This is a genomic window from Verrucomicrobiota bacterium, assembly GCA_027622555.1.
In the GTDB taxonomy this organism is placed as follows: Bacteria; Verrucomicrobiota; Verrucomicrobiia; order Opitutales; family UBA2995; genus UBA2995.
The window spans coordinates 1-16802 of the sequence record JAQBYJ010000020.1 but is presented as its reverse complement, the minus strand read 5'-3'; the positions used below and the strand labels follow the sequence as shown (position 1 = coordinate 16802).

At 48.0% G+C, this 16802-nt stretch carries 21 protein-coding genes; 8 read left to right on the top strand and 13 right to left on the bottom strand.

Annotated features, from left to right (window positions below; translation table 11 throughout):
• Window positions 1-20: 20 nt before the first annotated feature.
• The 3 genes from O3C43_07385 to O3C43_07375 all read right to left on the bottom strand — a co-directional run bounded on the left by O3C43_07385 (window position 21) and on the right by O3C43_07375 (window position 3619).
• Complete coding sequence (locus O3C43_07385) at window positions 21-1466, bottom strand: hypothetical protein (protein ID MDA1066309.1); 1446 nt, start codon at window positions 1464-1466, stop codon at window positions 21-23.
• The gene (locus O3C43_07380) at window positions 1442-2737 is read right to left on the bottom strand and encodes a VCBS repeat-containing protein (GenBank protein MDA1066308.1); all 1296 of its coding nucleotides are present in this window, start codon (window positions 2735-2737) and stop codon (window positions 1442-1444) included. The genes O3C43_07385 and O3C43_07380 overlap by 25 nt, the downstream gene beginning before the upstream one ends.
• 600 nt (window positions 2738-3337) lie before the next feature.
• Entirely contained in the window at window positions 3338-3619 is a 282-nt protein-coding gene (locus O3C43_07375) for a hypothetical protein (GenBank protein MDA1066307.1), read from the bottom strand.
• A gap of 32 nt (window positions 3620-3651) precedes the next feature.
• On the opposite strand from O3C43_07375, the gene O3C43_07370 reads away from it, so the two are divergent.
• From O3C43_07370 to O3C43_07360, 3 genes are all read left to right on the top strand, one after another.
• The gene (locus O3C43_07370) at window positions 3652-3948 is read left to right on the top strand and encodes a hypothetical protein (protein MDA1066306.1); all 297 of its coding nucleotides are present in this window, start codon (window positions 3652-3654) and stop codon (window positions 3946-3948) included.
• A 146-nt stretch (window positions 3949-4094) separates the two neighbouring features.
• Complete coding sequence (locus O3C43_07365) at window positions 4095-4346, top strand: antitoxin (protein MDA1066305.1); 252 nt, start codon at window positions 4095-4097, stop codon at window positions 4344-4346.
• Complete coding sequence (locus O3C43_07360) at window positions 4347-4787, top strand: VapC toxin family PIN domain ribonuclease (protein MDA1066304.1); 441 nt, start codon at window positions 4347-4349, stop codon at window positions 4785-4787.
• Between the two features lie 123 nt (window positions 4788-4910).
• Here O3C43_07360 and O3C43_07355 read toward each other — a convergent pair whose 3' ends face one another.
• From O3C43_07355 to O3C43_07320, 8 genes are all read right to left on the bottom strand, one after another.
• Entirely contained in the window at window positions 4911-5120 is a 210-nt protein-coding gene (locus O3C43_07355; protein MDA1066303.1) for a hypothetical protein, read from the bottom strand.
• Window positions 5121-5318: 198 nt separating this feature from the next.
• On the bottom strand, window positions 5319-5543 hold the full coding sequence (locus O3C43_07350; protein MDA1066302.1) for a hypothetical protein: 225 nt from the start codon (window positions 5541-5543) through the stop codon (window positions 5319-5321).
• 158 nt (window positions 5544-5701) lie between these two features.
• Window positions 5702-6025, bottom strand: coding sequence for a DUF5615 family PIN-like protein (locus O3C43_07345; protein ID MDA1066301.1), 324 nt, complete (start codon window positions 6023-6025; stop codon window positions 5702-5704).
• Entirely contained in the window at window positions 6025-6243 is a 219-nt protein-coding gene (locus O3C43_07340; protein MDA1066300.1) for a DUF433 domain-containing protein, read from the bottom strand. Before O3C43_07340 ends, O3C43_07345 begins: the two co-directional genes overlap by 1 nt.
• Window positions 6244-7189: 946 nt before the next feature.
• Complete coding sequence (locus O3C43_07335; GenBank protein MDA1066299.1) at window positions 7190-7870, bottom strand: hypothetical protein; 681 nt, start codon at window positions 7868-7870, stop codon at window positions 7190-7192.
• Window positions 7871-7883: 13 nt separating this feature from the next.
• The gene (locus O3C43_07330) at window positions 7884-8093 is read right to left on the bottom strand and encodes a hypothetical protein (protein MDA1066298.1); all 210 of its coding nucleotides are present in this window, start codon (window positions 8091-8093) and stop codon (window positions 7884-7886) included.
• Window positions 8094-8469: 376 nt separating this feature from the next.
• A complete protein-coding gene (locus tag O3C43_07325) occupies window positions 8470-8880 on the bottom strand; it encodes a PIN domain-containing protein (GenBank protein MDA1066297.1) in 411 nt (136 codons plus the stop codon).
• The gene (locus O3C43_07320; GenBank protein MDA1066296.1) at window positions 8877-9107 is read right to left on the bottom strand and encodes an AbrB/MazE/SpoVT family DNA-binding domain-containing protein; all 231 of its coding nucleotides are present in this window, start codon (window positions 9105-9107) and stop codon (window positions 8877-8879) included. The genes O3C43_07325 and O3C43_07320 overlap by 4 nt, the downstream gene beginning before the upstream one ends.
• 615 nt (window positions 9108-9722) lie before the next feature.
• Between O3C43_07320 and O3C43_07315 the strand changes: the two genes are divergently transcribed.
• Window positions 9723-9905, top strand: a complete 183-nt coding sequence (locus tag O3C43_07315; GenBank protein MDA1066295.1) for a type II toxin-antitoxin system VapB family antitoxin — start codon at window positions 9723-9725, stop codon at window positions 9903-9905.
• Window positions 9905-10270 carry a PIN domain-containing protein gene (locus O3C43_07310; GenBank protein ID MDA1066294.1) on the top strand — a complete coding sequence of 122 codons (366 nt, stop codon included), beginning with the start codon at window positions 9905-9907 and terminating at the stop codon, window positions 10268-10270. The genes O3C43_07315 and O3C43_07310 overlap by 1 nt, the downstream gene beginning before the upstream one ends.
• 102 nt (window positions 10271-10372) lie before the next feature.
• Here the strand turns inward: O3C43_07310 and O3C43_07305 are convergent, their stop codons facing one another.
• Together O3C43_07305 and O3C43_07300 are read right to left on the bottom strand one after the other, a co-directional pair.
• Window positions 10373-10567 carry a hypothetical protein gene (locus tag O3C43_07305; GenBank protein MDA1066293.1) on the bottom strand — a complete coding sequence of 65 codons (195 nt, stop codon included), beginning with the start codon at window positions 10565-10567 and terminating at the stop codon, window positions 10373-10375.
• Between the two features lie 193 nt (window positions 10568-10760).
• Window positions 10761-11183 (bottom strand): PIN domain-containing protein, encoded by a 423-nt coding sequence (locus O3C43_07300; GenBank protein ID MDA1066292.1) that lies wholly within the window; start codon window positions 11181-11183, stop codon window positions 10761-10763.
• Window positions 11184-12131: 948 nt separating this feature from the next.
• On the opposite strand from O3C43_07300, the gene O3C43_07295 reads away from it, so the two are divergent.
• The 3 genes from O3C43_07295 to O3C43_07285 form a co-directional block, all read left to right on the top strand.
• Window positions 12132-13562: a sulfatase gene (locus O3C43_07295; GenBank protein ID MDA1066291.1), complete on the top strand. Its 1431-nt coding sequence runs from the start codon at window positions 12132-12134 to the stop codon at window positions 13560-13562.
• A 9-nt stretch (window positions 13563-13571) separates the two neighbouring features.
• Complete coding sequence (locus tag O3C43_07290; protein ID MDA1066290.1) at window positions 13572-15092, top strand: sulfatase; 1521 nt, start codon at window positions 13572-13574, stop codon at window positions 15090-15092.
• Window positions 15093-15213: 121 nt separating this feature from the next.
• Window positions 15214-16802 (top strand): glycoside hydrolase family 2 (locus O3C43_07285; protein ID MDA1066289.1); only part of this gene is annotated, 1589 nt, incomplete at its 3' end.

Below are 16802 nucleotides of genomic sequence, written 5' to 3'. Positions count from 1 at the left end.
GAAATAATCGTATTCCAACCTTACGGTTTCGATCCGAACTTCTTTTCGAACTCTATTTCCAGATTCAGGATTTCTTTTTCAGAAAGGCGAGGTTGTTGGCGAGCTTTTTGGAAATAGCTCCGAGCATCGCCCTCGAGTCCCTCAGAAATGGAATAAAATGTTAAGGTTGATAATGCCAGCGGGTGAAGAGATTCCAGTTCAAGCGCTCGTTGCAGCAAAGCAACTCCCCTTTCGACCTCCGACTGAAGCATATACAATGACGCCAACTCAACATAAGGATCAGCCTCCTCAGGCCGCAGAGAAATGGCCAATTCGATTTCCTTGATTGCACCGCCGTAATCTCTCAATTTCTTAAGGCGATCTCCGTTGGCCAAATGCAATCCGGGAGAATCCGGATTGTGAAAGAGTCCTTCAGCCAAAGTGCGAGTCTGCCCCTCGGGATCGCCTGTGCTTTCTAATAATTTTGCCAACTGAAACCATCCATCCGAGAAGGCAGGTTCCACCGCAGTACAATCTGAAAAGCTGTTGCGAGCAAGAAGCTGTTCTCCCGTACTTAAGTACATGAGACCCAACTGAAAATGTAGAGCCCCGTCTCGTGGTGCCATTTGAATCGCACGTTTTAGCAATCGAATTCCAGCGATCGTATCTCCACCGCGGTCCGTCATTCCCGCGGCTAACGCTAATTGGTAAGTATCAAAACTTTCCGAAATCAGATCCAATAGCCAGGGATCGGGAATATCACTAAACGATCCGGAGCTCTTTCTTATCCCGCGAAGAGCCGAGGCTTTTTGTTCATTTCCTCGATTTTGAAAAACCGTTGCCAATAAATCGGCCCCAATCCTGAAGTCACTTTTGGCTGCAGCCAGTTCCAACTTTTGCTGAGCCATCGCCAAATCGCCCCTTACCATATCCACCCTGGCCAAGCCTACGAGTGCATAGGCATTATTGGCATCTATGTTAAGGGCTGAAGCGTAAGCAAGCTCAGCGTCTTCAAAGTGGTTTTTTTTGAACAACCCGTCGCCCAAACGAACCAGGGCCGGCAAATAATCAGGGGCCAACTCCATCGCCTTTTGCCTGAATGGTAGAGATTCATCCAACTGACCATAACTACTTAATAGTTCCGCCAACAAGTGAGGCCACTTTGGATTGTTCGGCTCCAGCGCCATGAGTCCCTGGTAACACAATCCTGCCTCTTCGTAGAATCCATTTGCGTGATAAAGCCGACTCAGATCCACTAGAGAGTCGACCGGGCTTTTTCCGCTCAGAGCTTGGAGTTCAGCGTTTTCAATTCGCTGATGAAGCCGATCCGGCCAGCCAGACAAATCCGGTCGCTGGGGAATGGTGTTCAACACAAATTCTCGCTCCGAGAAACCGCAACCGGCCAACACCAAAACTATGAGATATCCGACCAACAAATTAAGGAGACCAGCAACCCTCACCTTCATAACGCCTCCTTCGGTTTCCATATGAGAACACGCGTCATTTTTTCATAGGGTGGCCAGGCGTGAAAAGCCCCGGACACAATCCAAGGTTCACCAGACCCAGAGAAATCGGCTACACCGAGCGTTAAAAGATGGGTGGGTTGGTAAGCCAGGATTCGTTTTGAAAACGTGAAGTCTCCCTCGTTGCGAAACCAAACCAGCGATTCATGTTTGGGGCTGAACCAATCGTTGAAACAACTCGCTGCTACCACATCCATATTTCCATCCTGATCCAGATCGCACTGGATAGGACTGTAGGCTCCCGGAAGATCACCAATGCGCCGATAATCAAATTTCCCTTCCCCTTTATTTTCCAACCAATGTACTCCGTGCCAAGGACGCGCACCCGGTACCGGAGTTGGGCCGAAGCCATCCCCATTCGCGAACAACAAATCCGGTCTGCCATCCTGATTAAGGTCTCCCAAAGTCATCCCGCTGGAGGCAAAATCCTCGTTTGTAGAACCGAAAATTACCTTGCTCGAAAAGTTGCCCAGGCCGTCATTGAGAAATAGGTGAATCTCTTCCCATTGCTGGGATACCTGCGCTGCTACGTCTTCATCACCATCGCCATCGTAATCCGCAACACAGACATGTATCGTTCCAGACAAACTTAGAAGATTGTGGCCTTCAAAACTCCACTTGCCGGTGCGTTCAAGCCATTGAATTTCACCTTGGTCGTATCCAAAATGTCCAACGATCAAATCCATTTGGCCGTCGCCATTAAAATCTCCTGCCCGAACGTCTGAAACTCTCATTACATTCTCAAGAATCGTTCGTCGGAAAAATCCCTGGCTTCCATTGTTCTCCAGAATATAAACAAATCCGATGTGATCGTTGTTAGGGAAAATCACGCTCATACTGGCAATCAGCAGATCGAGATCACCATCGCGATCCATATCCACCGCTTCCACATGTACCGGACCCTTCATTTCAGTAGCCAAGGTAATTTCCTCGAACTTTCCCGCAAATGTCTGGTGCAGCCAAAATACCTCACCTTCGCGAGCCTCACAGCCAACGACATCGAGCAGACCATCCTGATCCAGATCAACCGCATCGATATGGGCCACCCAGGGATTTCCCTTAACGGCTCTGCCAATTGCCTCGTGATTAAATAGGTTGAGCTGCTCCTCCACCGCTACCTTCTGCTTGAGAATAGGTACCACAACCTCCGGAGTCGGCTTACACCCAGCTACAAGCAGAGCAAGTAAGGCAGCCGAAATCAACTCACCAAATAAACATCTGTCCGATCTATCCATTATCGGTGCCCATGTTGATATGGTTTACTCGCAAATCAACTGGCAATTGGCAGAACAATTTTGGCAGGAATTTGGCAGGAATGATCTATTTATTACCTAAGTCATCGATTATAATGGTGGAGGTGGCGGGAGTCGAACCGATTTGAATCGTTCACTTATTTTCACTTATCTGCATCTATTTACATTTATCGTTATCTATCAGCACGTTATAATTTCAGAGGGATGCAGGTACATGCAGACTGATACACCAAAATGAAGGAGAATTGGCAAATAATTGCCAAATCCTAAAACATGATATTTCACTGTTTTTGACAGGTATTTGGCAGGAATAGAAACATTCCATTATTCCCAATGATGCCGGACACTGAATATTCGCTTGCTTCACCTTGGTCGCAAACTTTTTCCAGCGCGCTTCGTCACCAAGGACCTCGACAAGCAAACGGTGCACCTTCGACATTACCTTGGCCTTGCGAGCATACTCCTTTCGCGTAGCGTTTATCGTTAAATTGCCGAGCCCGGAAACGTAGTATTTGAGAATCTTTTCAGGGTAGCGTTTTTCGAGCTTTTTTGCGGTCTGAATTTCATCCCCACCACTCCAATCTATCGACGGGTACACCAACTCGACCAAACATTCACCGCCTCGTCGTACTCTTTGCGATACATGCGCACTTTAAGCTGTTCTGTCTCCCAAACTGCTTCAATGCGCGCAACCACTTGAGACTCGAATCGTGCCCATTCAGCAGTTTTGCATTTTTTCTTGAATGCCTTATATTTTTCGAGTGTCAGGCGGTCTGTGGCCTGATCGAATTGAATCTGGAGATACTTTTCACGGTCGCCTGCCGCTTCAGCCCGCTCAGCGACAAACCCTCGCAGTTCGTCCATTCGTCCATGAGCCGACGGTATATTCGCCGGGCATGGTCCAATTTCCAATCACCCTGCATGGCTTCAAAAGCCACCGCCAGCCTGCGCCAGTCGGTATCATCATAGCAGGTGGCATAAGCGACTTCATAGAGCAAATCATCCATGCCTGCATTGCCGCTTTCGATAAAGGGCAGGACACGTTCAAGAATTTCACGTCGAAATTCTGGGCCAATCTTTTTGGAATTCAACTGTGTCAGCACCTCGTCCAGAAGCTCACTAACATGATCCTCGCAATCATATGCACCACCGCCGTAGTCTCCAAATTTCAGGCTCAATTTCAAGCACTTTGATTTTTAAAAGATAACGCCTTGCGTTCATGATTACTTTCCTATCTGGGATTTTGCGGAGAAATATCACTCTCTAAAAAATCTGTAATCGCAAGTCCTCGAATAATTCTTCAATTGACATCAATTTAGTGGATAAGTAAATTTCATGGATGATTAAAACACAAATTCAGATCCCTGATGACCTTTATCGCGAACTCAAGCATCTGGCGAAGCGCAAAGAATGGTCCTTGGCAGAGACCCTGCGTCGTGGCGGCGAACACATGCTCGACATTTATCCGGACCTGACAATGAAGCCACAAGACTGGACTCCACCGTCTCCGCGGCATGTCGGCTGGAAAAATTTAAGTGCAGAGCAAATGCATCGTTTGGCCTTCGACGACATGGAGCCCCGTCTTCCCTAAATGCTCTCGCTCGACGCCAATATTCTTTTTTACGCGTTCAACGCGGACTGCCCGCAGCAACGGGCGGCGGAAGATTATTTGAAAGGCTTGACCAAGCGGGAAGACATCGCCCTCAGCGAGTTTGTCCTCTGCGAGTTCTACGTTTTGCTTTGTAATCCCGCGATTTTGAAGAAACCATTATCTCCCGGGGATGCCTCGGAAGTGATTCAGATCTACCGTAGTCACCCAGCCTGGAAAATAGTCGGATTTCCCGCAAAAAGCCGCCCTATTCACAACGAGCTTTGGACAATGGCCTCAAAACCGAATTTCGCGCGCCGCCGCATTTTCGACGCCCGCACCGCACTCACTCTTCTGGCCTTTGGCGTCAAGGACTTCGCCACCGCCAATATAAAAGACTTCGAAGATCTGGGTTTTGACAAGATTTGGAATCCACTAGAATAGGCTTGAGCCACCTGTCCAGAGATATCCACCCTGACCGCCGATATACCTCAACTGCGAAACTCGCAAAAGCAATGCGGCAAACAAAACAGCCCGGTGTCTGCATCCAGCAGATCGATGTAATCCTTAACTGTGCGATTTTCTTCCAACGGCGATGGTATCCCAATCAATTTCAGACTTGTCCCAAAAATCCTCGGGAAGAATGGAGTTACGGCACTGGAGTTTGGCAGGAGTCGCCTTACCCGTGGACAGAGCTCTTGAATCATCACGGCGGGAAAGAACCCGTTTACGTGCGAAATTTTGATCGATGTCCTTGACTGGAGAGTATGTTGCCATTGTTCGTACACTACGTTTTTAGGTTAACGGTCAAGAATCTGGCTCAGCAGAATCTAAAAGTTCAAACTCAGAGAAAATGCGTACCCAGTCCTCAAAACTTTGGCGTAGATCCAGGAAACTGCCTAAGAAGTTTGGTGTGGAACCAGAAGTTTTGTTTAGTTGCAATTATCTGCATCCATTTGCACTTATCATTATCTATCAGTACTTTAAGAATTTAGCGCGAAGCAGGTAAATGCACATGGATGCACCTAAATGCAGGTAAATTGGCAAATAATTGGCAAATCGAGAATATTTCGGCCTGGTCTCCTGATGGGCCTTCGGCTTACCACCCAGCTGCTCGATCAAGATCTGTCTTTCCTCTTTAAGGTACTCAATGACTGCTTGTTGATGTCGGTTTACCCAGCCCGCAACGATGTTTTCCATCAAATGAAACCGTAGATTCATGTAACCCAAACCATGATTCTAACTCTTACACGCTCAACGTGTTAATTAAATGGGCTGATTGGCCCTACAGGTTTACTGCGTTTATTTTAAAACTGGCGTTGCGTGAGCTATGGTTGGCCTGTAGGTTGTGAGTAAGTTTATGACAGAGTTATCATTTCGAGCTTACCAGGAGCAAGTGTAGGCAGCAATTCGAGTAATTTAGGCATGAGTGGGATGGTGTCTTCCAGGCGATTGGTTTTTGCTTTGAGAACAACGACTGCTATCTTTTTACTTTGAATGTTTTGTTGATACGGCAAGCCAGCGTCTATGGTCACAAACACATCAAATCCTTCTTCAGCTTTGGCTAATAATGCTCCATTATTCAATCCAGCCAAATCTGTTTTAGAGACTGAGGTAACCTCATTCCCGCTCAGTTCCCTGCATAACCTCCAATCAAGGTTTTCATCAAGCAATATCCGCATTATGCTATTGCCAATATATCTTTTTTGGACTGCTCGAGCACCGCAATAACCTGCTCTCGCTTAACGGTAGGGAATCCCTCAAGAAAGTCATCGATGGTATCACCTGCTTCCAGCGCATCAAACAAGCTCTTAACAAGGACACGGGTATCAGAAAATACCAACAACCCACCAACAATATCGGGATTTCTATTAATAACTCCTGACAATCCTTTATTCATGATATTAAAGTAGCATAATTTCTCGTTTTACCAAGATTATTAAAAACTGTATCCACAGCTTTAGATGAGAAGTGAGGAGGGCTAGGTGCTGCGCTAGTCGGGAGTAGCTTTAGCGAAGCCTGAGGGTGTTAAACGATAGGCGAAATTTTGGTATTTCGATATAAATGATTACGTGAGATCTCTGTCGAGACGTTCGGTGTAATAGCGCCCTGATACACCAAGACCAGACGATCCTTCCAGCCATCCAATCATAAAAAGTCCTGTACAAGGGCGAATCCCCTACCCTCAATGCAGGGACTTGTGTCATTGTTGAAACGGCCCCTGAACGGTCTATGATCCCGCCAGCTAGGCTCCCAAATGTGGGGGGCTATCAGAGGAGAAGTTAATGATTTCTGCCAATTTCCTGCCATCGGTACTGCTTTCAGGAGATTACGCTTCCTCCCTACATTGCTTGAAATTTGGAGATTTGAAGGAGGGTGTGGAGCCCGCCTTCATTTAAAAACTACGGCGAGGCATGCTTCCATCTGTGTCGCTCCCCATGGCTGCGCCATGCGTAGCTCGCAGAGCGAAGCATGGTGGAGGTGGCGGGAGTCGAACCGGTAAAGATAGTTCACCTATTTGCATCTATCTGCATTCATTTTCACTTATCGTTATTTATCAGCACGTTAAGAATTTAGCGGGATGCAGATAAATGCAGACTGATGCACCAAAATGCGGGATAATTGGCAAATTATTGGCAAATCTAGCTACGTTATATTTCACTTTTTTTGAATGAATTTGGGTCAAAAAATTATGAATGCTCGCGCTTTTGGCTCTCGGTTGATTCTCATCTTTGCACTTTTGCAACAAGAATTTCTCTGATTAAGCTTCTTATCCCTAACAGAAAAGAAAGATTGTTCCCTACCCCTACTTCTCGGCTCAAAAGGAAAATGAATACCGGAAGGCCCTAACCCAAATCTGATAAAGGTGGAGTTACCTTCAAGCGCTTTTGAAAATTGACAACTGATTGATTTGAGTGGGTTGCCATATGCTCAATTGGCAAGCAATCGCTCCATTCAAGCTGAGGGATATGCCCTTGGCTCACGGCAAGCCGCAGATTCTCAACGTGCTGACGAAGCCACCTCAGGAGAGCGATCGGCCGTTCGGTTTTTTGGTAGCTCTCAAGAACCTCTTTAAAGAAGCAACGCGTGACTGGTACGAGTAATTTGAGATGCCGAATATCCTGTCGTTCTTCCTGGGTAAGCGAGTTGACATTTGCCAACTTGGCCTGGAACAAGGCAACCGGGCAAAGAAACCACATGGGCTTGCCCGCATAGTGAATTGAAATAGCTCCGTTCTCAATGTCCTTTGGTTTCAGTCCGTTTACACTGCGAATGATTTCGGCGGTTTGGCCTTCCGGTCCCGTGAGAACATGGGACACGAGGCGCATTCGTCCTTTACTTGGATTTGGTAAACTCTCCCAGTTTCCAGGGAGATGAAGTTTGGGCAATCTACGGTAGAAATCAGCATCTCTGCTGGTGAAAGGTTGAAATGCCAAAATGTTGGCATCCTGCGTCTGGTATTTCTCTGCCCAGAGATTTACGGCCTGACCGCCGACCAAAATCAGCCCAGTGTCTCCAATTAGCAAATCGAAGTAATCCTTAACTGTGCGGTTTTTTTCCAACGGCGAGGGCGTCCCAATCAATTTCAGACTTTTCCCAAAAATCCTCGGGAAGAATGGAGTTACGGCGTTGGAGTTCGGCAGGAGTCGCCTTACCCGTGGACAGAGTTCTAGCATCATCACGGCGGGAAAGAGCCCGTTTACGTGCGAAATCTTGATCGATGTCTTTGACTGGAGAGCATGTTGCCATTGTTCATACAGTACTGTTTTTGGGTTACAGGTCAAGAATCTGGCTGAGAGTTTAGCGGGATGCAGATAAATGCAGACTGATGCACCTAAATGCAGGAAAATTGGCAAATAATTGGCAAATCGAGGAGGGCAATATTTTGTGTCGTTGTTGCTTGGAGTTCAGGAGTGAAAAACTATTTCAAATTTGAATGATCCTATGGCTTAGTTACTCCAATTTCCTTTTGAGTCCACGCAAATGATTCTGTAAATTAACAACCTGTACCCTGTTTATAAAAACCAGTTACATCCTCCCGCAAAAGCAATGACGAATTCCCAATCCTTACCGGCTACTTTTCCATCTAGCTTTTTGTTCCCATTTCCTTTTTTCCAACGAGCCGCTAGGATATAAAAGGGTTTACTAGTTTTATTCCGGCATTGCTGAAATCATCCGTGTTGCGGGTTACCACCGATAGGCCATGAGCAGCGGCCGTAGCAGCAATTATGCTGTCCTTTACCGGCATGACAAAGCCTTCCTTTTTGAGGCGCGCCAGAAGCCGCGCCCAATGGGAGGCAGTTGAGGCATCAAAATCCAGGATGCGGAGCCTCTGAACACCTGCAGAGAACCATTCTTCCAAACGCTTGCGACGTCGTCCGACAGGGAGCAGTAGGATGCCGGATTCCAGTTCGCCCAGAATGATTGGATTTACGGCCAAGTCCCGTTCGTTTTTGCGAAGCCAATCGATGACGTGAGAAGACGGACTGGGCTTAGTCGGTTCGCTGAGAACATTAGCATCAACCAGGTATTTCAAAATGTGTCAGTGGATTCAGATTCAATGGGTTCAAACCAGTTGTTCTCAGGACAATCCAGTAACCAGTCCACCAGACCCTCATTGTTTCCGTACTCCCGGCGTTTCAGCAAGTATTCGCCAGCGTCCAGCCGTTCAATATCAAATTTCTGTCCCGCGACAATGTGGTCACGCTCTCGAATCTCAATCGGCAACACAACTTGACCCTTACTGGATACAATCGTTTTCATCAAAGTAAGACCACATCTTACATCTAGCAAGTCAACACTAATTCACGGAATAGGTCACAAGCATTTCCAAAAGCTTGAATACTCCTGAACTCCTAAAATAATCGTGTACTGCCAAAAAAATCAGCCAAAATCGATAAGTGTTTGGTTTTAGGCAGCTTCCTTAAAATAGTAATGCAACAGTCCAACGAGTCGTTTTTTGCATTTTACCTCCCCCTCCAGACTCAAATCCGCGGGTGTTTGTTAAAGACCCTTGAGATCCATTCTATCACTGTCCTTAAACTTTGGTGAAGATCCGTTCATCTGATTGCACTTAAATGAAGGTAAATTGGCAAATCGAGAATGTTTCAGCCTGGTGTCCTGATGAGCCTTCGGCCTACCACCCAGCTGCTCGATTAAGATCTATCTTTCCTCTATAAGGTAATCAATGACTGCCTGTTGATGTAGATTTACCCAGCCCACAACGATGTTTACCATAAAATGAAACGGAAGATTTACGTGAGGCCTACCATGGTTCTAACCCTTACACGTTCAACCTGCTAATTAGTTGAGTTGATTTTTTTGGCCCTACAGAATTATTTTCTTGAGAATACATACATTATATGCATATTGTTATGCATGAGAACAACATTAAACATAGATGATGCCATATTCGAAAAAGCATCGAAATTAACAGGAATAAAAGAAAAGACTCGGTTGTTACACGAGGGGCTGCGGACATTAATCGAAAAAGAGAGTTCGATGCGCTTAGCTAAGCTTGGGGGAAGTTCGCCAAAGATAAAATCTATTCCTAGGCGATAATGGTATTGGTAGATACATCAGTTTGGATCGATTTCCTACGTCAGGGGAACCAATTACTAGAAGATATACTAAGTGACGCTGAAGTCGCCACGCATCCTTTGGTTGTCGGGGAATTGCACGTTGGAAACATTGCGAAGAGAAAGCAATTTTTATCCCTGTTGGATAATTTGCCAAAAATAATAGAATGTTCGCATGAAGAAGTACTGTTTTTCATAGAGAAGCATAAATTGCATGGAAAAGGCATTGGTTATGCAGATGCGCATATTCTTTGTTCCTCCATTGTAAGCGATACTCCACTTTGGACTCATGATAAGAGACTGGGTACTATATCAAAAGCCCTAACCGGTAGGAATGAGAAGGCGTGAGGTTTCTCGGGTTTCCCTGCATCTAAATGAAAGTAAATTGGCAAATCGAGGAACATGATTTTTCGCTCTTTTTGTCATGAACGGTTGTTTGGCCGGTAACGTTTAACTTGATTTGAGTTCGCTTTTCACCGGCGTATTGACGTTGAACATGCCCAATAAATCTCTCGCGGCCGTCCACTGATATGCCTTCGGCTTACCACCCAACTGCTCGATTAAGATCTGTCTTTCCTCTGTAAGGTACTCAATGACTGTCTGTGGATGTCGGTTTACCCAGACCGCAACGAGGTTTACCTTCAAATGAAATTGGGATTCACGGTAGGCCTACCATGGTTCTAACTCTTACACGTTCAACGTAAGTAATTGGGCTGATTTTTTTGGCCCTACACGTAATGGAGTATTATGACGACACCTACCACTGGCTCCACCTCCAACGTCCTGAACGTGTGGTCCAATCGATGAAAACTTTTTTGAAAAATGCAGGCTTATGACCTCAGTGATGAAGATCGATCAAGTTCTCCAGGTATTTGTTTTTGGAAGTCCGGTAGATAAGGAAATCGCTGTCTATACTAACAACGTAGTTGAGTTTTAACTTTTCAGCAACAACGACAAGGGAAGCATCCGCAAAATCCATGGGAACATCGGAGTATTTTTTAGCGAGCAAACCAATTTGCCTAATATCATCTTTATCCAGATCGATTAGATGTATGCCACCATCGGCTACCCAATCTAAAAAGTCCCACTGCACCTGGGCGTTGAAATCTAACAAGTGGGATACTTCCGTGATCACCGCTATTGTAGAATAGAGTGTCCCGTTGAATTTACCCAGAAACTCCAGAGTTTTCTCATGATGAGCATCATCTCTGTCGAACAGAGCAATTAATGGCCCGGAATCAATGACGGCTCTTTTTCGCACTTAGCTTATTTTTCAGGATTTTTTTTCTATCGGTAGACCGGTTACTAGAGCCACTACCAAACTTCCCAAAAACACTTTTCCCCATCTCCCAAGGTGTCCGGAGATTTCTTTCTTCCTTTAGTTTTTCGACCAAAACTTTCCGTATGAACTCAGATTTAGATACACCCAGAGAGGCTGCAGTCCTTTCGAGTTCCTGTTCCAGTTTTGTATCTAATCGCAAAGAAACCATTTGTATGACATTATGTATGACAGAAGTCGTGTCAACCTGCTATTTAAGCACCACCAGGACCACTTTGAATCGAAGAGTCAAAAACTCGGGCAATGAACCTTTTAGCCTGTACTGCCAAAAAAATCAGCCTACACTCACGAATAATTGGATTCAAGCGGCTTGGCGATAACAGTACGTTAACATGCCACCTAGGCGCTTCTAGAGGTAAGGTCCCCTTCCCGACTCAAAATCTCTGGTTTTATCAGCTTATTTTCTATTCCTTGGTGATTTCTTTCCCCGTTGTAGTGTTGGAAGTAATGGTTGATGGTCAACTCGAGATGTCTTTCGCCCAGGGGAATGATTCGGTTCAGGCATTCATACTTTATTGATCTTACGAACCGTTCGCCATAGGCAATGCACTTCCGCGCTCGGACCCAAATTCTAAACAGGATTTACCTCGGACGTTTCACTTGTTTGCATTTACTTGCACTTATTTGCCGGGCAATATTTACCACTCTATCAATGGCGTTTGAAACATTAGGGATCATTCTCATTCTGAGTGAAGGAGCAGGATGGACCAGCACATCCATTCAGATGGACAGACCTTGTCATTGTCGCATTTGGCAAAGAAACTGTCGCACGTCTCTGCAAATCTATGCTATGATCAAAATCACTTCATAAAACCGATGGTTTCCCACCTGGCAGATTTCGATTTCTCAAGATAACCCATTCAAAAATTCATGAAGGCCACATTCTTCCTTTCCGCATTAAGCTTCTTACTACTCCTTCATCCTTTAGCCTTCAGCCTTTCGGCCGCAGGCCAGCCACCTGTGGTGAGCCTGTCGAATCCAAACATCCTCTTCGTCGCCATTGATGATTTTAATGATTGGGGGCCCACCCAGTTGGACGGTGCGCCGTTCGAGGTGGATACCCCGAACTTCGACGCGCTGGCAGATCGGGGTATTCTGTTCACCAATGCTCATTGCAATGCCCCGTCATGCAACCCGTCTCGCACTTCAATCATGTCGGGACTCCATCCCGCGTCGACCGGTGTTTACGCCAACGGACATGACTGGCTGGCTAATGAACGATTCGATGACATCCTTCTGCTCCCAGAGTATTTTCAACAACATGGCTACACGACGCTGGGAGGAGGAAAAATCTATCACGCCAATCAGGGTAGTGATTTCAATCGCAAAGGACTTATATCGCCCCGGGGCTGGAAAGATTTTTTTCCGTCCTTCGAGGAGCAACTGCCGGTGCCGAGCATGCCAGATATCAAGCCCAACCGCGGTGAAGGAAATTTCAATTGGGGCGGAACCGGTAAACCGCTCAAGGATATGGGGGACCACAAAGTCGTAAACTGGGCCATCGATCAGCTCGAGACTCCGCAGGATAAACCGCTCTTTCTCGCCGTCGGGATCTATCGTCCGCATATGCCTTGGTTTGTTCCGGATGAATTTTACGATCATTATGAGGACGTCAATATCACGCCTGCAACGAATCCAGTCGGATGGAAGAAAAACATCCCTGAGTCTCTCGCCAATCGATGGGATCGACATAAGGACTACGTCGGCAAACCGGGGCCCAGTCGTGGCTATGCGGCCTGCGTCACCTACGCTGATTTTGAGCTGGGTCGGCTCCTGCGAGGCTTGGAAGCTTCACCGCTCGCGGATAACACGATTGTCGTAATCTGGTCAGACCACGGCTGGCACTTGGGTGAAAAGGACCATTTTTCAAAATTCACCCTCTGGGAGGAATCCACCCGCGTGCCCTTACTTATCTTGAAGCCCGGGGCAAACAAGCAAGAGGTCGATACGGCAGTGAGCTTGTTGGATGTTTACCCCACGCTGATTGAGCTGGCCGGACTCCCCGCAAACAAAGAGAACGACGGTCAGAGCCTTCTCCCGATTATTGAGTCAGAAACGGACCTCAATCGGGCTATCCTGACCTCCGATAATGAGCATTACCATGCCGTGCGCGATGGACGTTATCGCTATCTCAAGTCGGACAATGCAGAAGCCTTGTTTGACCATTTCAACGATCCGCGCGAATTCAACAATATCGCCAACCAACCCGGCAGCGCCGCTATTATCAAACGGCTGTCAAAGTCCCTGCCGTCAAACCCCGCTGCCAGTATGCCCCAGCGCAAAAAACCGGACGACGCATAAAACCTGCTTGTGAGTGATTTCAAAGCTGGTGGAGATCCAACGTATTTGGAAATGAAATACCGTCCTACCTCATTGTTTGTAATACTTATCGGCTCTCTGCTGGCCCTGACCTCGCTGGGCTGGGCCCAGGAGAAGCCCAACGTCCTCTTCATCATGACTGATGACCTGAACTGCGACCTCGGCGTTTACGGCCATCCGCAGGTCAAGACACCCCACATCGACCGTCTGGCCAGACAGGGGGTCCTGTTTAAAAACGCCTTCTGCAACTTTCCCCAATGCGGACCCTCCCGGGCCAGTTTCATGACGGGACTGTATCCGGAACAAAATGGCGTAACGGTCCCCCGTCGCCTGTTTCGTGACTACGTGCCCGACGTGATTACCCTGCCCCAGCATTTCATGAACCACGGCTATACCGCAGCGAGGGTGGGCAAAATTTATCATTATGACAACCCCAAGGGCATCGGCACGGACGGCCATGATGACCCGGCTTCCTGGAATACACGGATCAATCCCAGAGGCCGCGACAAGGATGAGGAGGATAAAATCTTTTCCCTCAAACCCGGTTCCTTTGGCTCGTCCCTCAGTTGGCTGGCCGCCGATGGAAAAGACGAGGAACAAACAGACGGCATGGTGGCCACCGAATCGATCGAACTCCTGAAGCAGTACTCGACCAACAAGACGCCGTTTTTCCTGGCGGTGGGATTTTACAAGCCACACACCCCCTATGTCTCTCCGAAGAAATATTTTGAGCTCTATGACGAGTCACAGGTCCTGGTTCCGAAAGTTCCGGAAGGTTACCTGGACACCCTGCCTGAATCGGCCCGCAAAACGGTGACGGCGCATAAGAAGGATTTAAACCTTCCCGAGGAAACCGCCCGCAAAGCCATCCGCGCCTACTACGCGGCGATCTCCTTTGTCGATGCCCAGATCGGCCGCGTGTTGGAAGCCGTCGATGAGCTCGGAATCCGAGACAATACCATAATCCTCTTCAGTTCCGACCATGGCTACCACATGGGTGAACACGGCCATTACCGGAAAGTCACACTCTTTGAAAACGCCGACCGGGTCCCCCTCATCATTTCCGCACCTGGGATGAAGGGGAAGGGAAAACAAACCGACGCTTTCGCCGAAATGATCGACTTCTACCGCACCTTGACCGACCTGGCCGGTCTGCCGCCCCCTCCCCCCTATGTCAAAGGAGTCAGCCAGCGCCCGGTGCTGGAGGGCGTATCGAATCAGCAGCGGGTCAATGCACTGACCCAACTCACCAATGGCTACACTCTGCGCACCCGACAATTCCGTTACACCCGCTGGATGGATGGAGCTCCGGAAAACCTTGAGCTCTACAATCGCCTGAAAGACCCGGAGGAAATGGTCAACCTGGCCCACGACCCGGATTATGCCTGGGTGATTGAAACCCTGAACCTTGAACTCCAAAAACGCATCATGGAGGCGACAAGCGTACCCAATGACCTTGTTTTCACAGCCCCCTTACCGGGTGATAAAGGCGTTAAGAAAACCTACGAGTAGCGCCCAAGTATAAAATAGAGGAAGCAAAAAGCGGCTTAACAAATATAACATGAAATATGAACACTGAACTCTTAGGTCTCTCCCCGTTCGAAGGTAAAATCATTACTACAGGAGGATTCGCATGAGTCGACATTCGCTCGATGGAGAATGGGAGCTCATTGGCGGCCCACACCTGGCGATGCCGGAGCACCCCGCCGAGCTCGAGAAGGGAACTGCGATCAGAATCCCCGCGAACGTACCCGGCAATGTGGAAGACGATCTAGTCGAAGCAGGTTTGCTCACGCCGCTCGAGATGGGCGAAGGCGCGTATCAGACATTGGACTACGAAGGACATCGTTGGTTCTTTCGCAAATCATTCAAAGCGCCTGCGATTGATCCATCAGAACAGCTATGCCTCGTCTTCGAAGGCATCGACACAATCGCCGAAGTATTCCTTAATGGCGAGTCGCTGGGCAAGACCCGAAACATGCTGATCCCTCACTCCTTCGAAATCGGAAACTGCGTTCGACACGGCGAGGAAAACGAGTTGATCGTGCGAATCGATCCGGTCGTCGTAGCGGGCCGCGAGCGTGAAGCGGAACCCTGCGAATTTGTCAACGGATTCACCGAGCGGGCTGCAATTCGAAAGGCCGCCCATATGTACGGTTGGGATATACTGCCACGCATTGTTTCCGCCGGATTGTGGCGACCCGTTTATCTGCAAACCGTGCCGGCCGTTCACTGGCGGCAGGTGTTCGCCCAAACGCTGTCGATCGACCTCGAAAATCGCAGCGCCGAGGTCGCGGTTTTCTGGGAGTTCGTCGTACCGCAGATCAACTTGAACGGATGGAAACTTCGCCTCTCAATCGATGACGACCAGAGAAACCGCAAGGATCTCAAAACGGTATCCATATTTGCATGCAGCGGTCACCTCATGCTGAGCCTGGAGGACATCGACTTTTGGTGGCCAAGAGGGCTGGGCGACCCCACTCTGTACTCGCTAAGGATCGAACTGCTTAACCCCCAGGGGAATGTTGCCGCTGAGCATGTGCAAACAATTGGCATCCGTACCCTCGAATTAGTCCAAACCGAAATTACAACGGAAGAAGAACCCGGTGAATTCGTATTCGTAGTCAATGGCCAAAAGGTATTCATAAAAGGAACCAACCATGTCCCTCTAGACGCGCTGCACGGAAGAGATAACCGCCATCTCGACACGCTGCTTTCAATGACCGCAGACCTGAACTGCAATATGCTCAGAATCTGGGGTGGCGGTGTTTACGAAACGGATACATTTTACGATCGATGCGACGAACTGGGTATCATGGTGTGGCACGACTTCATGTTCGGCTGCGCCCTTTACCCACAGACAGATGATTTCTTGGAACAGGCGCGCGAGGAAGCAGAGGTGGTAGTCAAGCGCTTGCGCCATCACGCCTGCATGGCGCTCTGGAGCGGAAACAACGAAAACGACGTGGCTCACGACTGGTTCCCGCTTCACTCCAAACTCAATCCGAACGACGATCGCATAAGCCGTGAAATTCTGCCGGAAGTGTTGAGACGTCTGGACCCGCTTCGCTCCTATCTGCCCAGCTCGCCCTACGTGAGCCAAAAGGTCTTCGAACGCGGAAAGAAAACATCGGAAATACCTGAAGATCACCTCTGGGGACCGAGAGACGATTTCAAGGGACCGTTCTACCAGAACTCGCCCGCGCATTTTGTCAGCGAAAT